The organism is Rhodococcus sp. B10, from assembly GCF_011770055.1.
GTDB lineage: Bacteria > Actinomycetota > Actinomycetes > Mycobacteriales > Mycobacteriaceae > Rhodococcoides > Rhodococcoides kyotonensis_B.
The window spans coordinates 143651-160076 of sequence record NZ_JAAFYV010000007.1; the positions used below are offsets into that span (position 1 = coordinate 143651).

Genomic DNA, 16426 nt, shown 5'->3' on the forward strand with positions numbered 1-16426 from the left:
CGGTGAGTTTCGAACTCCCCGTCGCGCGGGGCCCGGGACGCGACCTGGCGAACCAGATCGGCGGCCTCGTCGCGTTCTCGGTCACGGCGATCCAGCGCACGATCACGACCGTCGTTCGAGGACGGCTGTCGCTCGAGGAAACGATTACGCAGGCTCTGTTCGTCGCGCGGGTCTGCACCGTGCCCGCGTTGCTGCTGATGCTGCCCATCGGCGTACTGATCGCGGTATCGGTCGGCTCGTTGGCCGGAAGGCTCGGCGCCGGAGCGTATTCCGGCGCCGTCGTCGCATTCGTCGTGGTCGGTCAAGCAGCAGCGCTGGTCTGCGCGTTGATGCTGGCGGGGGTCGCCGGGTCGGCCATCTGCGCCGACCTCGGATCCCGGACCATCCGCGAGGAGATCGCGGCGATGGAGGTGATGGGTCTCGACGTCGTCGAACGGCTGGTCGTACCGCGGTTGATCGCGTCGGCCGTCGTGTCACTCGCGATCTGCGCCATGGTCACGGCCGTCGGCGTCGGTGCCTGCTTCTTCTATCAGGTGTTCGTCGCCGATCAATCGGCAGGCGCGTTCCTCGCGACGTTCAGCGAGTACGGTCGCGTATCGGATTTCACGATGGCGATGATCAAGTCGGTCTGCTTCGCGGTGACGTCGACCCTCGTCGCGTCGTTCAAGGGTCTGCACGCCAAGGGTGGCCCGAGCGGCGTCGCCGATGCCGTCAACGAGGCCGTCGTGCTCGCGTTCGTCCTCGTCTTCGTCGTCAATACCGTGTTGTCCCAGCTCTATTCGGTCGCGGTTCCGGCAGTGGGGACGTACTGATGCCGTACGACGGTGTGGTCCGACTCCGCCGGCAGGGACATCGCGCCACCGGCGCACTCGTCGTTCTCGGTCAGCACGTCACGTTCTACACCGAGACCGTCGCCGCGATACCGTTCACGCTCCGCCGCTACTACCGACACGTCGCTCAGCACATCGGCGAAGTGAGTTTCGGGTACGCGTCGCTTCTCGCGGGCGGCGGAACGATCGGCATCGTGTTCGCCATGTCCGCCGTCGCGGCGATGATGGTCGGCGTCGAGACGTACCGCGGTCTCGACCTGATCGGCCTGACATCGTTGTCCGGCTTGCTGTCCGCCATCGCGAACACCCGAGAGCTGGCGCCGGTCATCGCCAGTATCGCGCTGGCGGCGAAGGTCGGAACAGGCTTCACCGCTCAGCTGGGTGCCATGCGGATCTCGGACGAGATCGACGCACTCGATTCGATGGCCGTCCGACCGATTCCCTTTCTCGCGACGACGCGCCTGCTCGCGGTCGTCGTGTGCATCGTTCCGATCTATCTGGTCGGGCTCATCGCGACGTTCGTCGCCACGCGCCTTGTCGTCGTGACGTTCGGCAGCAGTTCGGCCGGGACGTACGACTACTACTTCCATCTCGCGATGACGCCCGCCGACATGGTCGGTTCGGTCGTCAAGGCCGTGGTCTTCGCCATCGTGGTCGCACTCGTCCACTGCGCCTATGGTTTCCACGCGTCCGGCGGCCCGGAGGGCGTCGGGCGCGCAGCCGGGCGCGCATTGCGCACCTCCATTCTCGCCATCGGCATCACCGACGTGTTCCTGACGTTCGTGCTGTGGGGAATCGCGCCCACCGTGCCCGGGCTCGGTGTCTCGTGACCGCAGCGCTGCCGAGACGTCTCGGGCCGAGCCGCACCGGGCTTGCGATGCGGGGCGTCGCGGCTGCGGCGGCCCTGACGACCGCGGCGGTCGCGTCCGTCGCGTACGCCGACGGCGCGTTCGAGCGCGCACCGGAGGTCTACGCCGAAGTTCCGGCATCTGCCGGTCTGTTGATCGGAGAGATCGGTGTCGTGTACCGCGGTGTACAGGTCGGCAGAGTCGTCGCCATCGACAGCGGCACCGACCGTTCTCGCGTCACGATGCGCATCGACCCCGACGCGATCGACACAGTCCCGGCATCGGCGCTCGTCCGTATCGCGCCGCGAACCCTGTTCGGTGACGTCTACGTCGATCTCGTCGACACCGGCACGGCGTCACGGCCTCTCACCGGTGGCACGACCCTGAGCGTCGACACATCCGCCGAAGCAGTACAACTCGCCGACGTCTATCGCACCGTCACCAGCTTGCTGAACCGAGTGGAGCCGGCCAGGGCGCAGACTGCCCTCACCGCCATCGGTACGGCTCTCGACGGAAGGGGCCGGAGACTCGGCGAGACGATCGACCGCGTCGCGTCCATCGAGGCGCAGCTTCAGCCGCAGATCGACGCAGCGCTCGATCACACCACGTCGGTTCGGCACGTGGCCGAAGCTCTCGCCGATGCGACACCCGACGTACTGGCGACGATCGACGCAGCCACCGCGTTGTCGCAGACGACGCTGGACCGTGCCGACGGATTCGACGCTCTGTTGACCAATGCCGCCGGCCTGGCCGCGTCGGCCGATGCCGTGGCACGGGACAACACATCCACCACGATCACCGTGGTCCAGCGCGGTGCAACGGTTCTGGAGACGTTGTCGGACAACGCCGATGGGCTCGCGGCGACACTCGACATGCTCGAGCCGTTCGGCGCAGCCGGAGCCCGAATCTTCGCGAGCGGTCGATTCGACATCACCGCGGTGCCCGACTTCTCCGATCCCCTGCCGTACACGGCGGCCGACTGCCCTCGTTATCCCGGACTCGACAGCCGCGCGTGCGCACTCTCCACGGTGCAGGACGCAGCCGTCGGCGCTCCCCTCCCGTTGAACCCTGCCAGCACGATGCTGCTCGCACCGGTCCTGCAGGGCACCGAGGTGACGATTCGATGACCTCCGTTCGCACACCGCTGGTGCAGCTCGCCGCGTTCGCCGTGGCGGGTGTGGTGTCGGCGATCGTCGTCGTCGACACGCTCAGTGTTCCCGTGCCCGGCGACACCGTCTCGTACACAGCCGAATTCAGCGGAGTCGAAGGTCTACGGGACGGCAACGACGTCACACTGGCAGGAGTACGCGTCGGACGGGTCGACGACGTCGATTTCACGACCGCCGCGGACCGCAGCACCGCAGTCGTGCGTTTCTCGGTGCAGAAGGCAGTGGCGGTACCGCAGAACATCACCGCGGCCATTCGATACGGCGACATGCTGGGCGCCCGATATCTCGCACTCGACCCACCTACCGAACCGTCCGGCACCTTGCCGGACGGCGGCACCATCCCTCTCGAACGTACGACGCCCCCGGTGGACCTCACGGCTCTGGTGAACGGATTCGAGCCGTTGTTCGCCGCGGTCGATCCCGCCCAGGTCAACGCGCTGGCGCGTTCGGTCATCGACGCGTTCGAAGGTGAAGCGGGAACGATCGACTCCCTGCTGCGGCATGTCGCGTCGGTCACCCGGGGGTTGGCGAACAACGAGCAGGTACTGACCGACCTGATCACCGATCTGAGTTCCGTTGTCACGACGATGGATTCGCATCGTGACGACATCACCCGCGTGATCGGAGGCCTGACCGACATGAGCAGCACCGTCGCACAGCAGGGAGACCAGCTCGAGACGCTTCTCGACGACGGATCGGACGCAGTGCGGTCGCTGTCGGTCTTGACGACTCACGCTGTCGACCCTCTCGATGCTGCTCTGTCGGACGCGAACGCCACGACCGATTCGTGGATTCCGAACACCGCGAACTTCGACCGCACGATGACCCTGTTGCCGGAACTGGCGTCGGCGATCAATCATCTCGGCGACTACGGCGGCTGGCTCAACCTGTACACCTGCAACTTCATTCTGAAGGCCGGGGACGCCGAGGCGAACATCTTCGGGGAAACACACACGGAGATATGCCGATGACGACGGTGAGACTAGGGGTCACCGGCATCGCACTCGTAGCGCTGTTGTTGATCGCCGCTATCGCGATTCCGCACGGCTGGTACGTCTTTCGCACCACCGGTTACAGCGCTCAGTTCGAGAACGCGGGCGGTCTCACCGAATCGGACCCTGTCTACGTGGCGGGCGTTCCCGCCGGACGCGTCGACAGCGTCGACATCGCAGGTGACCACGTGGAGGTGCACTTCAGGCTCGACCGCGGCCGACCATTGGGTGATCGCACTCAGGCGGCGATCAAGCTGCGCACCATTCTCGGTAAGCGGTATCTCGAGATCATCCCCGACGGAACAGGTTCCATCGACACCATCCCGTTGGCGCGAACCATCGTGCCGTATTCGCTCGACGAGATCGGGACCGCCACCACGAACGCCGCCGACGAACTGGACGTCCCGGCCCTGGAGCAGATGGTGGCGACGCTGCGGGACGTCACCCCGACCGACACGACGATCGTCGCCGACGCGTTGACCGGGGTCAGCACCGCGTCGGCCATGTTGGCCAGGAACGACGAGCAGATCGCAGGGCTTCTCGATGCGTCGCAGTCCCTGTCGACGGCCGTGGCCGCGGAAAGCGATTCGCTCGCAGTGCTTCTCGGAAACGCACAGACCGTTCTCGGCATTCTGTCGGACCGTCGAGCGGCGGTGAGCCAGTTGGTGACGGACCTGCGTACGCTCACCGCGTCGGCCGAGGCGTTCCTGAACGACAACACCGCCGAACTCGACGATGTGCTGATCGACATGCGCTCCGTGACCGACACGCTCGAGCGCAACGGACAGAACATCGACGCCCTCATGTCCACACTGCCCGCGGGTCTCCGTGCGGTCACCGACGCCACCGGCAATGGCAACTGGGTCGACGTGTCCGCCCCCGCCGGCCCGGTACCGGACAATCTGCTGTGTGCGCTGGGTGTGATGACGGGGTGCACCGGATGAGGTACGTGGCTCTGTTCGTGCTCCTGGCCGTCGTGGCCTGCGGCGGCTGGTTCGTGATATCGACGGACGATTCCACCACCGTCACAGCCGATTTCGCCTACATCGACGGAATCTATCCCGGAAGCCCGGTACAGGTGCTCGGCGTTCCCGTCGGGACGGTCGACGCCGTCGAGCCGCAGGGCACGAGTGTGCGGGTCACCATGTCGGTGTCGGGCGTCGACATCCCGGCCGACGCGCGGGCCTACGTCATGAACCCGTCCGTCGTGAGCGACCGCTTCGTCGAACTGGGACCGGCATACCGAGGCGGACCGACGCTGGGCGACACCATCATTCCTGTCGAACGGAGCCACTCGCCCATCAACTGGGATCAGCTGATGGCGAGCGTCACGACACTCGCAGGCGCGCTCGGCCCCGACGGCGGCGACGTCGGGTCCGCGCTCGACATCGTCGCCGACGGAACGGCAGGCCTCGGTCCTGCGATCAACGACGCGATACGCGACATCTCTCAGGCGACCGCGGTCGTCGGAGGAAACAGCGATCAGATCGGTGCGCTCATCGAGAATCTGAACACTCTCGTCACCGCGCTTGCATCACGCGAGGGTGCCCTGACCTCTGTTACCGACTCGCTCGATCTGCTCGGACGCCAGCTCGCGTCCGAGGACATCGACATCGGCACGCCGATTGCCCAGTTGCGCAACATGTTCGACCGACTCGACGTCCTCCTCGCCGACCGCGGACAAGACCTTCGAGCGGTCCTCGCGAACACCCGCGACCTCACCGGCCGGTTCGCGGCGCACGAAGCGCAATTCGCCGAATTCCTCGACCTGCTGCCACTGACGATGCAGAACATCGGCAACACCATCGGCGACGACGAACGCGCCCGCATCCGCCTGAACATTTCCACCGATCTGGACCAGTTCGCCGCGGCGGCGCCGCTCTGCAGAGATCTCGCGTTGCCGATCTGCACCGGCGCCGGACTGACCAATCCGGTTCCGGTGCCCATCAGCACGTCAGATCCGCTCGGCCTCGCCCAGTTGATGACGGGAGGACGATGACGCGCCTCGTACTGCTCTGCTGCACTGCCCTTCTGCTGTCGGGCTGCAGCCTCGGGCTCGGTGAGCTTCCGATCGGCCGCTCCGCCGACGGCGACGACTACCTCGTGACGGCCGAATTCCCTCGCGCCGACCGCATCCGACTCGGGACCGAGGTGCGCGTCGAACAGCATCTCGTCGGACGCGTCCACGACCTGACGACGGACGGGCGCGGCGCCCAGGTCGGACTCAGCCTCGAGGCGTCGACTCCGCTGCCTGCCGACGTCACCGCGTCGCTGGAGCTTCCGTCCGCATTGGGTGAGCCGTACGTCCGCTTGGAGGTGCCTGCCGATCCGTCGTCCACGATCCTGGTCGACGGCGACGTCATCGCGAACACCGGAATCGGCCCGGAGCTCGAGAATTCGCTGGCCACACTGGGATTGGTGCTGAACGGCAGCGGCATCGACCAACTGCAGGGCATCGTGACCGAGATGAACGACGCGTTCGGCGGACGTGGCCCCGAGATCCGCGAACTGATGCACAGCGCCGACGCACTCCTCGCGAAGGCCGATGCGCAGCAAGCCGAATTCGATCGAGTGCTGATCGCTGCCGGTGCGGTGTCCGCCGCGCTCGCCGACAATCGCGCCACCCTCGATGCAGGTCTGGCCGTCGCCGCGCCGACGATGGACCTGCTCGTCCGTCAACGAGACCGGATATCGTCACTGATCGCCACGACGTCGTCGCTCGCGGAGAATGCACGAAAACTGCTCGGCGACAACACCGATCGATTGGCCTCGGGCGTCGACGATCTCGCGGTTCTTCTCGCATCGATCCAAGGATTCAACGACTCGGTCACGCCGACGCTCGACAACATGAACCAGTTCATCGAGGGGTTCGACGGCGCGGTACACGGCGACTACCTCGTTTTCGACGGTGCTCTGGACCTTCCGGAGACGGTCGGCGAACTGATGACGGGCGGACGCGTCGCCGATGTGCCGGCGACGCTCGAACAACTACTCGTTCCGGAGGGTCCTCGATGAGGCGTACGGTGCGAATTCAATTGGTGCTCTTCGCTGTCACCTCGGTCGTAGCGGTACTGGTCGGCACCCACTACGTGGTGGGGTCCCAACTCCTCCGGAGTTCGATCGCGGTGACCGCGACGATGCCCGACGCCATGAACCTCGGTGTCGGAGCGGGCGTGACGTACCGGGGTGTCGCGGTAGGCGAGATCACCGACATCACCGTCACCGACGCCGGCGTCGAGCTCGCGATCGGACTCGATCCGGACACGCGGGTTCCCGTCGGATCGACCGCGAAGGTGACCGACGCCAGTGCACTCGGCATCCGGACCCTCGACATCGTCCCGACGACGGACGCCGGACCGTACCTGGCCGACGGCGGCGCTCTCGTGGTGCGACCCGAGGACCAGCCGAGGGAGCTCGGCGACCTGCTCGTGGAGATGTCGAGTCTCGTCGAATCCATCGATCCCGACTCGATCACGACACTCGGCGAGACGTTCGGCGCCGCGCTCGACGGGACCGGTCCTGCACTGCGTCGACTGCTCGACGACGTCGACACTCTGTCCCGCATGCTCGAGGAACAGGCGCCTGCCCTGGCGAACATCGTGGACGCCGGACTTCCGATGCTCGACGCCGTCGCCTCCCGGGCGGACGGTCTGCCCGGATCCGCCGCGGCCGTGCGGGACATCACCGGACAACTGCGCGCCCAGGAGCCGTCGTTGATCTACCTCCTGGACCGGTCGCCGGACGCGCTGGCCAGGACGCAGGTGCTGCTCGACGACACGAGGGGGACCTTCGGCGCCCTGCTCACGAACCTCGTCTCCGTGACAGGCGTGCTCGCCGATCGCACACCCGCGACGACGGCACTGCTCGACGCGATGCCGACGACGCTCGGCAAGTTGACGTCCATCGTGCACGGCGACCGCGGGGACTTCACGCTCGTCGCCACCCAGGGGCCGGTCTGCTGGTACGACACCCCGCGCCGCAGCGTCGGCGACGAGTCACCACGCGAGCCGAACCTGAACCTCTACTGCCCACCCGGTCCCGACCTTGCGCAACGCGGCTCTGCGAACGCACCCCGACCGAACGACCTCGGCGCAGGCGACGCCACGCAGCCCGGCAACGTCACCGGCCCACCGATGGCCGACGACCCACTGCTGATCCCGACGGGCGTCGAGGCGCTCGACTATTGGAAGAGACTTCTGGAAGGAGTGTCCGAATGACGCTGCGAAGGATCGTCGCCGCGATGATCGCCACGACGCTCGTTGCGGCCGTCGCCGTGCTGGGCTACCTCGTCGTGCAGAACCGCACGATGGACGAGCTGCGGTCGACGGCCGTGGCGTCGGCGACGCAGTACACCGAGCAACTCGCCACGTACCACTACACGGATCCGACGGCGAATCTGGACGCGGTGACGTCGTCGTCGACCGCCGATTTCGCCAGTTCCTACCGGAACGTGTCCGACAAACTGACGGGGTTGCTCAGCCAAGGCCAAGGACAGGCCACAGGGCATGTGACCAGCGCTGGAGTCGTCGAACTGAGTTCCGAGCACGCCGTCGTCGCCCTCTTTCTCGACCAGTCGGTGCGCAATCTCACCGCGCCCGACGGCCGCACCGATTCGTCACGCATGCTGGTGAGGCTCGAGCGTGACGGAGACCGATGGCTGTTGGCCTCCGCGGAACCGCGATGACATGATGGCAGGCCCATCGGGCCGTGCACCCGGGTCGTGCCGCGGGCTGCACTCCCGGCTCGATCGGGTCGTTCCGCGGGCTGCACTCCCGGTCCAACTGCTGGTCGGGGCACACCCCGAAACGCAGAGCACGTAGCCTGACGGGGAAGGAACGGTGGCTCACGGGGAATGACACGCGTGTTGTTCCGATACATTGTCGGAGCCACCAGGCACGATGCAAGAAGGTCGTAGACCATGTCAGCGAGCGACGGGTCACCACTATCGAGGAGATAAGGCCATGGCTTTACCAGTATTGACACCGGAACAGCGCACTGCGGCTCTGGCCAAGGCGGCCGAGGCACGCACTGCCCGGTCGAAGCTGCTGGCCGCCGTCAAGTCCGGCGAGCTCAGCGTTGCTGACGTTCTCGCGAAGGCCGAGAACGACGAAATCGTCAAGAAGACCAAGGTGTCGGCCCTGATCAAGGCCCTGCCGGGTGTCGGTTCGGTGCGCGCCGCACAGCTGCTCGAGCAGCTGGCGATCGCAGACACCCGCCGCATCGGCGGCCTCGGCGCCAACCAGCGTGAAGCGCTGCTGGCTGCCGTCGCATCCTGATCGACACACGAGGAGGCGCAGGTCACATTCCGCGGGGTTAGCATTTGCCCATGAACGTCGAAGTGACTCTGCTGCCCGGGATCGGGGTGCGGAAAGATTTCGCCCTCGCATCCGGGCGCCGCATCGGGGTCATCACCCGTAAGGACGGCGCGAACGAACTCATCGTCTCGCGCAAGGATGACCCCGACGCAACACAGGCGTCCATCACCTTGAGCAATGAGGAAGCGGCGGCGCTGGGCAATCTGCTCGGCACGCCGCAACTCATTGCCCAGCTCGGGGAAGACCATCGAGACCTTCCCGGCATCAACACGCGGCAGCTACCCATTCGGGAAGGCTCGCGATTCGACGGCCGAACCCTCGGCGACACGATGATGCGCACCAAGACTGGTGTGTCGGTCGTCGCGGTCATGCGCGCAGGTCAAGTGCAGCCGTCGCCCACTCCTGATTTCACGCTCACCTCCGGAGATCTGCTCGTCGCCGTCGGTACCGCCGACGGACTCGACGCTGCATCCAGGCTTCTCGGCAAAGCCTGAGAGACGACGGGCTGAGCCGATGGCCGAGAGCGCGCTCGCCCTCACCGAACTCGGCGCGGTGTTCTTCGCGCTCGGCCTCCTCGCGCGACTCTCAGGCAAGATCGGCGTGTCTCCGATCCCGTTCTACCTGCTCGGTGGGCTGTGCTTCGGCAACGGCGGATTCGTCAACCTCGCGGGCATCGACGAGTTCAGCGAGATCGCCAGCGAGATCGGCGTCATCCTGCTGCTCCTGCTGCTCGGGCTCGAATACACCGCCACCGAACTCGTCACCGGTCTGCGCAGATCCTGGTTGGCCGGTCTCGTCGACCTGGTTCTCAATTTCGTGCCGGGGGCTGTCGCGGCCCTGCTGCTCGGGTGGGGAGGCGTCGGCGCGCTCGTGCTCGGTGGCGTCACGTACATCTCGTCGTCGGGAATCGTCGCGAAAGTACTGACCGACCTGGGCAGGCTCGGCAACCGCGAGACACCCGTCGTGCTGTCGATTCTCGTGTTCGAGGACCTCGCGATGGCCGTCTACCTGCCGATTCTGACTGCCGTCCTCAGCGGTGTCAGCTTCCTCGGTGGTCTCGAAGCGCTCGGCGTATCGCTGCTCGTCATCACGATCGTCCTGGTCGTCGCGCTGCGGTACGGCAGCATCGTCTCGGCGATCGTCGACAGTCCCGACCGTGAGGTCGTACTTCTCAAAGTCCTCGGGTCCGCGTTGCTCGTCGCGGGCATCGCGTCGGAACTGCAGGTGTCGGCCGCCGTCGGCGCGTTCCTGCTGGGAATCGCAATTTCAGGGTCGACGGCCGACAACGCGACCCGCGTCCTCGAGCCGCTGCGAGACCTGTTCGCCGCGATGTTCTTCGTCGTCTTCGGGCTGAGCACCGACCCGGCGACCGTTCCCCCGGTCCTGGGCTGGGCCATCCTGCTGGCCGCGGTGACGACGGCGACGAAGATGATCACCGGCGCGTGGGCGGCCGGGCGTCAGGGCATCGGGAGGCCTGGACGTCTTCGCGCGGGCGCGGCGCTGGTCGCCCGCGGTGAGTTCTCGATCGTCATCGCGGGCCTCGCGGTGTCCGCGGGAGCCGTCGAAGGCGAACTCGCCGCGCTGGCCACCGCATATGTGCTGCTCATGGCGGTTCTGGGTCCGGTTGCTGCGCGAGTCGTCGAGCCGGTCGCGCGGACCCTCGTTCGTTCCAAGCCTGCGATGTGATTGGCTAGCGCGATGGCCGAGAGACGTCGAACTGCGACTTCGGGCGTGTCCGCGCTGCGTCGACGACCGCAGCTGTCCGAGGACGTCGCCAACCATGTTCGGCATGTCGTCATGTCCGGCGAGATCCGGCCCGGTGACTTCATCCGGCTCGACGAGACAGCCGCGGAGCTGGGCGTGAGCGTCACGCCGGTGCGCGAGGCACTGCTGACGCTGCGAGGCGAAGGCATGGTCGAACTGGTACCGCATCGTGGCTACGTCGTGTCGCCGTTGACGCCCGACGACATCGTCGACATCTTCTGGTTGCAGGGCCAGATCGCTGTCGAACTGGTCCGACGTGCGGCTCCCCGGATCACACCCGATGTGATCGCCGAGCTGGAGAAATTCAACGCCGAGCTGTCCGACGCGGTCGAGAAGAGTCAGCCGAACGAGGTCGAGATCGCCGAGTTCGAATTTCACCGCGTGCTCAACCGGCTCGCGGAGGCCAGCAAGCTCGCGTGGTTCCTGAACAACGCGACGCGCTACACCCCGACCAGGCTGTACGCCGTCGACCTGGACTGGGGACGCGAAGCGGTCCGCAGTCACGAGCAACTGATCGCGGCGCTGAAGGCGTCCGACGTCGACGAGGCATGCCGGTTGATGCAGCAGCAGTTCACCGATTGTGCGGAGCGGTTGGTCGCGTACCGCGACTCGTGAGTGCGAATGTACAGCGGGCTGTACATTCGCACTCACGTGCGACGAAGTCGCCTACGACCGTAGGGAGTTCGGCGCCTGGAACCGCGGGCCGTACTTCGCCGCGAGCTCGTCCGCACGCTCGACGAATCCGGCCTGGCCACCCTTGTAGCCGACGATGTACTGGTGCACGCCACCGGTCCACGCCGGGTAGCCGATGCCGAAGATCGAGCCGATGTTGGCGTCGGCCGTCGTCGTCAGGACACCTTCGTCGAAGCACTTCTGCGTCTCGATGGCCTCGATGAACAGCATGCGCTCGATGAGGTCCTCGAACGGGATCTCCGCCGTGCCGGACTTGAACGCGTCACGCAGTCCGGGCCACAGGCCGGTGCGCTTGCCGTCGGCGTACTCGTAAAACCCGGCGCCCTTGGCCTTCGACGGCCGCTCGAACTCGTCGACCATCTTGTCGATGACGGCACCCGCAGGATCCTCGGGCGGCGTCTGACCTGCTGCGACGAGCGCGTCGTACGTCTCCTTGCGGATCTTCTGCATGAGCGTCAGCGTCAACTCGTCCGAGAGCTGCAGCGGCGCAGCCGGATAGCCGGCCTGCAGACCTGCCTGCTCGATGGTCGACGGCTCGACGCCCTCACCGAGCATCGCGATGGCCTCGTTGATGAACGTGCCGATAACGCGCGAGGTGAAGAATCCGCGGCTGTCGTTGACGACGATCGGCGTCTTCTTGATGGCCTGGACCAGGTCGAAGGCCTTCGCCAACGCCGCATCCGACGTCTTCTCGCCGCGAATGATCTCCACCAGCGGCATCTTGTCGACGGGCGAGAAGAAGTGGATACCGATGAAGTCTTCCTGGCGCTTCACACCCGTCGCGAGCGACGTGATCGGCAGCGTCGAGGTGTTGGATCCGAGCAACGCCGTCGGTTCGACGATGTCCTCGATCTCCTGGAACACCTTCTGCTTCAGTTCCTCGGACTCGAAGACAGCTTCGATGACGAGGTCGGCACCCGCGGTGTCCTGCGGATCGGCCGTCGGATGGATGCGCGCGAGCAGCGCGTCGGACTTCTCCTGCGTCGTCTTGCCACGCGAGAGGGCCTTGGCCTCGATGCCCTCGGAGTAGGCCTTGCCCTTCTGCGCGGCCTCGATGCTGACGTCCTTGAGCACGACGTCGATCCCGGCCTTGGCGCACACGTAGGCGATCCCGGCGCCCATCATGCCTGCGCCCAGCACGGCGACCTTGGAGAACGTCGTCTTCTCGATGCCGTCCGGACGGGACTTGCCCGAGTTGATGGCCTGCAGATCGAAGAAGAACGCCTGGATCATGTTCTTCGAGACCTGGCCGGTCACGAGCTCGGTGAAGTAGCGGGACTCGATGGTCGACGCGTTGTCGAAGTCCACCTGGGAGCCTTCGACGGCAGCCGCGAGGATCGCGCGCGGGGCGGGCATCGGCGCACCCTTGATCTGCTTGCGCAGGTTCGACGGGAACGCGGGCAGCACCGCGGCGAGCTTCGGGTTCGACGGCGTTCCACCCGGGATCTTGTAGCCCTTGACGTCCCACGGCGCGACGCCGCCCTCGGGGTTGGCCTTGATCCACGCCTTCGCTGCGGGGACCAACTCGTCGATGGTGTCGACGAGCTCGTGGACGAGCCCGATTTCCAATGCCTTCTCCGGACGGAACCGTGTGCCCTGCGCGAGGACGGTCATGAATCCGTTCTGGATGCCGAGCAGACGGGTGATGCGTGTGACGCCACCGCCGCCGGGAAGCAGGCCGAGCGACACCTCGGGCAGACCGAGCTGCACACCCGACACCTTCGCTGCGATGCGGTGATGCGTCGCGAGCGCGATCTCGAGACCGCCGCCGAGCGCGGCGCCGTTGATCGCCGAGACGACGGGCTTGCCGAGCTTCTCGAGCCGACGCAGCTGCGCCTTGATGCCCTGCACCTCGTCGAACACCTGCTGGGCGTCTTCGGGCTTCGCCTGGATCAGGTTGTTCAGGTCACCGCCGGCGAAGAACGTCTTCTTGGCGGACGTGATGACGACGCCGGTGATCGAGTCGACTTCCTTCTCCAGCCGATCGACGGTGGCTCCCATCGAATCCTTGTACAGCTGGTTCATCGTGTTGGCGCCCTGGTTGGGGTCGTCCATCGTGAGCACGACGATGCCGTCGGAGTCCTGTTCCCACTGAATCATGTTCTCGCTCATGGTATTTACCTCAGACTCGCTCGATGATGGTTGCGACGCCCATGCCGCCGCCGATGCACAGGGTGATGAGGGCGTACCGACCGCCGCGGCGCTCGAGCTCGTCGAGCACGGTTCCGGTGATCATGGCGCCCGTCGCGCCGAGCGGGTGGCCCATCGCGATGGCGCCACCGTTGACGTTGAGCTTTTCGTTCGGGATCTGCAGATCCTTCTGGAAGCGCAGAACGACGGACGCGAACGCCTCGTTCAGCTCGAACAGGTCGATGTCGTCGACGGTCAATCCCGCGGTCGCGAGAACCTTCTTCGACGCGGGGGTCGGGCCGGTCAGCATGATCGTCGTGTCGGCTCCGGACGTGGCGGTCGCGACGACGCGCGCACGCGGGACCATGTTCAGATCCTTGCCTGCCTGCTCGCTTCCGACGAGCACGAGTGCTGCCCCGTCGACGATGCCCGAGCTGTTACCGCCGGTGTGGACATGGTTGATCTTCTCGACCCAGTGATACTTCTGCAGCGCGACGTCGTCGAAGCCGCCCATCTGGGCGACGCCGGTGAACGCCGGGTTGAGCTTGCCGAGCGATTCGAGGGTCGTACCGGGACGCATGTGCTCGTCCTGATCGAGGATCAGCAGGCCGTTCTGGTCCTTGACCGGGACGACCGACTTGGCGAAGTAGCCACCCGACCATGCCGCAGCGGCGCGTTCCTGCGACTGCACGGCGTAGGCGTCGACGTCTTCGCGGCTGAACCCCTCGATCGTCGCGATCAGATCGGCACCGATGCCCTGCGGTACGAAGTACGTGTCGTAGTTGGTGGCCGGGTCCATCGCCCAGGCGCCGCCGTCACTACCCATCGGAACGCGGGACATCGACTCGACGCCACCGGCGATGACGACCTCGTCCCAGCCGGATCGCACCTTCTGAGCAGCCAGGTTGACCGCTTCGAGGCCCGACGCGCAGAAACGGTTGAGCTGGAATCCGCCGACGGTGTCCGGCATCTTCGCTTCGAGGACAGCGGTCCGCGCGATGTCGGCGCCCTGATCGCCGACGGGCGAGACGACTCCGAGGATGAGATCGGAGATGCGGTTCTCGTCGAGGTCCGGGAACCGGCGACGTAGTTCGTCGATCAGGCCGGTGACCAGCGAGATCGGCTTGACCGAATGCAGTGATCCGTTCTTCCCCTTACCGCGTGGGGTGCGGATGGCTTCGTAAATGAACGCCTCTGTGGACACAGCGTGCGCTTCCTTTCACCTGCTCGACTCGGCGGCACCGGGGCACCGCAGGACACGAGGAATACACCTCGGCTGCTACCACAGTAGAACGGGTTTCAAGCACTGATGAAGGACCGAAACGAGCGTTGTCCGTGACCGGTGCAATCGTTTGAGTTCGCGCGTGGGAGGGTAGACGACAGGTTCGACGCGGGGGGCATCGAGAAAGCAGGAGATGATGTCCATGGACACCCAGCAGCCGTTCGCGGTCGGCTCGCGCGTCAAGGTGCGCTACAGCGCCGATTCGAAGGCGCCGCGCGACCAGCGGCCCATGGAATCGGGTGTCGTCAAGGAGGACTTCGGCGACCTGTCCGCGGTCGCGGGTCTGAGGACGTGGGCCGTCGCGCATCGATACGCCGTCGCACTCGACGACGGTCGCCTCGTGTTCGTCGATCCCGACGACATCGAACCGGCGTGAATGCGCGTTCTCGTGTTGGGTCCGCGAGCATCCTTGTGCTGTGCTAGGACCCATTTCGGGGAGCCAGCACCCATATTGCAGAGCTAGCACCCCTGATCAGGTCCGAACAGGGGTGGTAGGTCGCCAGAAGGGGTGCCAGCTCTAGCGCCTGGGCATCACTACTCCTTCAGAGGTGTGGCACCCAGTTCGGCCTGCAGCAATTCCATCGCGACGGTCTCGGGGTCACGTCGGATCGTCGGGTCGGCGGGTTCGGCTGCGGCCTTGAGCAGCTCTTCCTCGTCCTCGGGTGTCTCCGGCGGCGGAGGCCCCGGCGGTTCGGGGTCGTCCGGGTAGTCCGGCGCCTCGGGCGGGGGAATGTCGTCGTAGTCGCCACCACCCGAACCGGACCGTGCATCATCGGACGCGGGCCTGCTCTGGCTCGGCCGCGAGAACTTGGTGGGCGCGGACTTCGGCGGCTCGGGTGCCGCTTTCGCAACGGGTGCTTCCTCCACCGGAACCGCAGCTCCGACGACGCACGTCACCGTCCAGTCGACGCCGAAGACGTCACGTAGCGCGTCGCGGATGACGTCGGCGTTGCGCGGCTCCTGCAGTCGCTTCGCGAGCGGCGCGGAGTCGTGGCCGAGCGTGATGGAATCCGCCTCGACCGCACGCACCGATGCACCGGACAGCATGACCTCGACGGTGCGGCTGCGTTCGCGCACCTTGGCTCGCACCTCGGACCACACCGCACGTACTGCGGCGGCGTCGGGAGCGGTCGACCCGACGGGGGCAGGCTCGGGCTCCGGTTCGGGTTCAGGCTCGGGCTCCGGTTCGTACGCCGGCTCCTGCGTCGACAGCGGTGGCGGAACGGGATCCGGTTGCGGCTGCGGCGTCGGCTCGGGTTCGGGCTGCGGTTCGGGCTCCGGCGTCGGCTCGGGTTGCGGAGTGGGTCGCGGCACGGGTGCCGGTTCCGGCGTCGGCTCCGGTTCGGGCGTCGGCTCCGGTTGGGGCGTCGGCTCCGGTTCGGGGACGGGCGCGGGCTCAGGGG

At 66.4% G+C, this 16426-nt stretch carries 16 protein-coding genes and 1 pseudogene; 14 read left to right on the top strand and 3 right to left on the bottom strand.

Translation table 11 applies throughout. The annotated features are described in order from the left end of the window. Positions 1–2: 2 nt before the first annotated feature. The 13 genes from RhoFasB10_RS07070 (at position 3) to RhoFasB10_RS07130 (ending at position 11533) form a co-directional block, all read left to right on the top strand. On the top strand, positions 3–812 hold the full coding sequence (locus RhoFasB10_RS07070) for an ABC transporter permease (RefSeq protein ID WP_114330412.1): 810 nt from the start codon (positions 3–5) through the stop codon (positions 810–812). After that, positions 812–1660: an ABC transporter permease gene (locus RhoFasB10_RS07075; RefSeq protein ID WP_167675771.1), complete on the top strand. Its 849-nt coding sequence runs from the start codon at positions 812–814 to the stop codon at positions 1658–1660. The genes RhoFasB10_RS07070 and RhoFasB10_RS07075 overlap by 1 nt, the downstream gene beginning before the upstream one ends. Then, positions 1657–2805, top strand: a complete 1149-nt coding sequence (locus RhoFasB10_RS07080) for an MCE family protein (RefSeq protein ID WP_346764361.1) — start codon at positions 1657–1659, stop codon at positions 2803–2805. Before RhoFasB10_RS07075 ends, RhoFasB10_RS07080 begins: the two co-directional genes overlap by 4 nt. Next, on the top strand, positions 2802–3818 hold the full coding sequence (locus tag RhoFasB10_RS07085; protein ID WP_167675773.1) for an MCE family protein: 1017 nt from the start codon (positions 2802–2804) through the stop codon (positions 3816–3818). The genes RhoFasB10_RS07080 and RhoFasB10_RS07085 overlap by 4 nt, the downstream gene beginning before the upstream one ends. After that, a complete protein-coding gene (locus RhoFasB10_RS07090; protein WP_167675775.1) occupies positions 3815–4783 on the top strand; it encodes an MCE family protein in 969 nt (322 codons plus the stop codon). Before RhoFasB10_RS07085 ends, RhoFasB10_RS07090 begins: the two co-directional genes overlap by 4 nt. Continuing rightward, complete coding sequence (locus tag RhoFasB10_RS07095) at positions 4780–5838, top strand: MCE family protein (protein WP_167675777.1); 1059 nt, start codon at positions 4780–4782, stop codon at positions 5836–5838. The genes RhoFasB10_RS07090 and RhoFasB10_RS07095 overlap by 4 nt, the downstream gene beginning before the upstream one ends. After that, on the top strand, positions 5835–6854 hold the full coding sequence (locus tag RhoFasB10_RS07100; RefSeq protein ID WP_068423543.1) for an MCE family protein: 1020 nt from the start codon (positions 5835–5837) through the stop codon (positions 6852–6854). Before RhoFasB10_RS07095 ends, RhoFasB10_RS07100 begins: the two co-directional genes overlap by 4 nt. Beyond that, positions 6851–8056, top strand: coding sequence for an MCE family protein (locus RhoFasB10_RS07105; protein WP_068423545.1), 1206 nt, complete (start codon positions 6851–6853; stop codon positions 8054–8056). The genes RhoFasB10_RS07100 and RhoFasB10_RS07105 overlap by 4 nt, the downstream gene beginning before the upstream one ends. Then, entirely contained in the window at positions 8053–8523 is a 471-nt protein-coding gene (locus RhoFasB10_RS07110) for a hypothetical protein (protein WP_167675779.1), read from the top strand. Before RhoFasB10_RS07105 ends, RhoFasB10_RS07110 begins: the two co-directional genes overlap by 4 nt. 277 nt (positions 8524–8800) lie before the next feature. Further along, positions 8801–9115, top strand: coding sequence for an integration host factor, actinobacterial type (mihF, locus tag RhoFasB10_RS07115; protein WP_068423548.1), 315 nt, complete (start codon positions 8801–8803; stop codon positions 9113–9115). 50 nt (positions 9116–9165) lie between these two features. Continuing rightward, the gene (locus tag RhoFasB10_RS07120) at positions 9166–9648 is read left to right on the top strand and encodes a cation:proton antiporter regulatory subunit (RefSeq protein WP_114330405.1); all 483 of its coding nucleotides are present in this window, start codon (positions 9166–9168) and stop codon (positions 9646–9648) included. A gap of 19 nt (positions 9649–9667) precedes the next feature. Beyond that, positions 9668–10840 (top strand): cation:proton antiporter, encoded by a 1173-nt coding sequence (locus tag RhoFasB10_RS07125; RefSeq protein WP_167675781.1) that lies wholly within the window; start codon positions 9668–9670, stop codon positions 10838–10840. 12 nt (positions 10841–10852) lie between these two features. Then, the gene (locus tag RhoFasB10_RS07130) at positions 10853–11533 is read left to right on the top strand and encodes a GntR family transcriptional regulator (RefSeq protein ID WP_068423554.1); all 681 of its coding nucleotides are present in this window, start codon (positions 10853–10855) and stop codon (positions 11531–11533) included. Between the two features lie 51 nt (positions 11534–11584). Here RhoFasB10_RS07130 and RhoFasB10_RS07135 read toward each other — a convergent pair whose 3' ends face one another. Continuing rightward, entirely contained in the window at positions 11585–13723 is a 2139-nt protein-coding gene (locus tag RhoFasB10_RS07135; protein WP_068423556.1) for a 3-hydroxyacyl-CoA dehydrogenase NAD-binding domain-containing protein, read from the bottom strand. A 10-nt stretch (positions 13724–13733) separates the two neighbouring features. Beyond that, the gene (locus RhoFasB10_RS07140) at positions 13734–14945 is read right to left on the bottom strand and encodes an acetyl-CoA C-acetyltransferase (RefSeq protein WP_068423558.1); all 1212 of its coding nucleotides are present in this window, start codon (positions 14943–14945) and stop codon (positions 13734–13736) included. A 211-nt stretch (positions 14946–15156) separates the two neighbouring features. Between RhoFasB10_RS07140 and RhoFasB10_RS07145 the strand changes: the two genes are divergently transcribed. Then, complete coding sequence (locus tag RhoFasB10_RS07145; RefSeq protein WP_068423559.1) at positions 15157–15399, top strand: hypothetical protein; 243 nt, start codon at positions 15157–15159, stop codon at positions 15397–15399. 158 nt (positions 15400–15557) lie between these two features. Here the strand turns inward: RhoFasB10_RS07145 and RhoFasB10_RS07150 are convergent. Next, positions 15558–16426: pseudogene (locus RhoFasB10_RS07150) on the bottom strand (DNA polymerase III subunit gamma/tau); the annotation flags it as partial.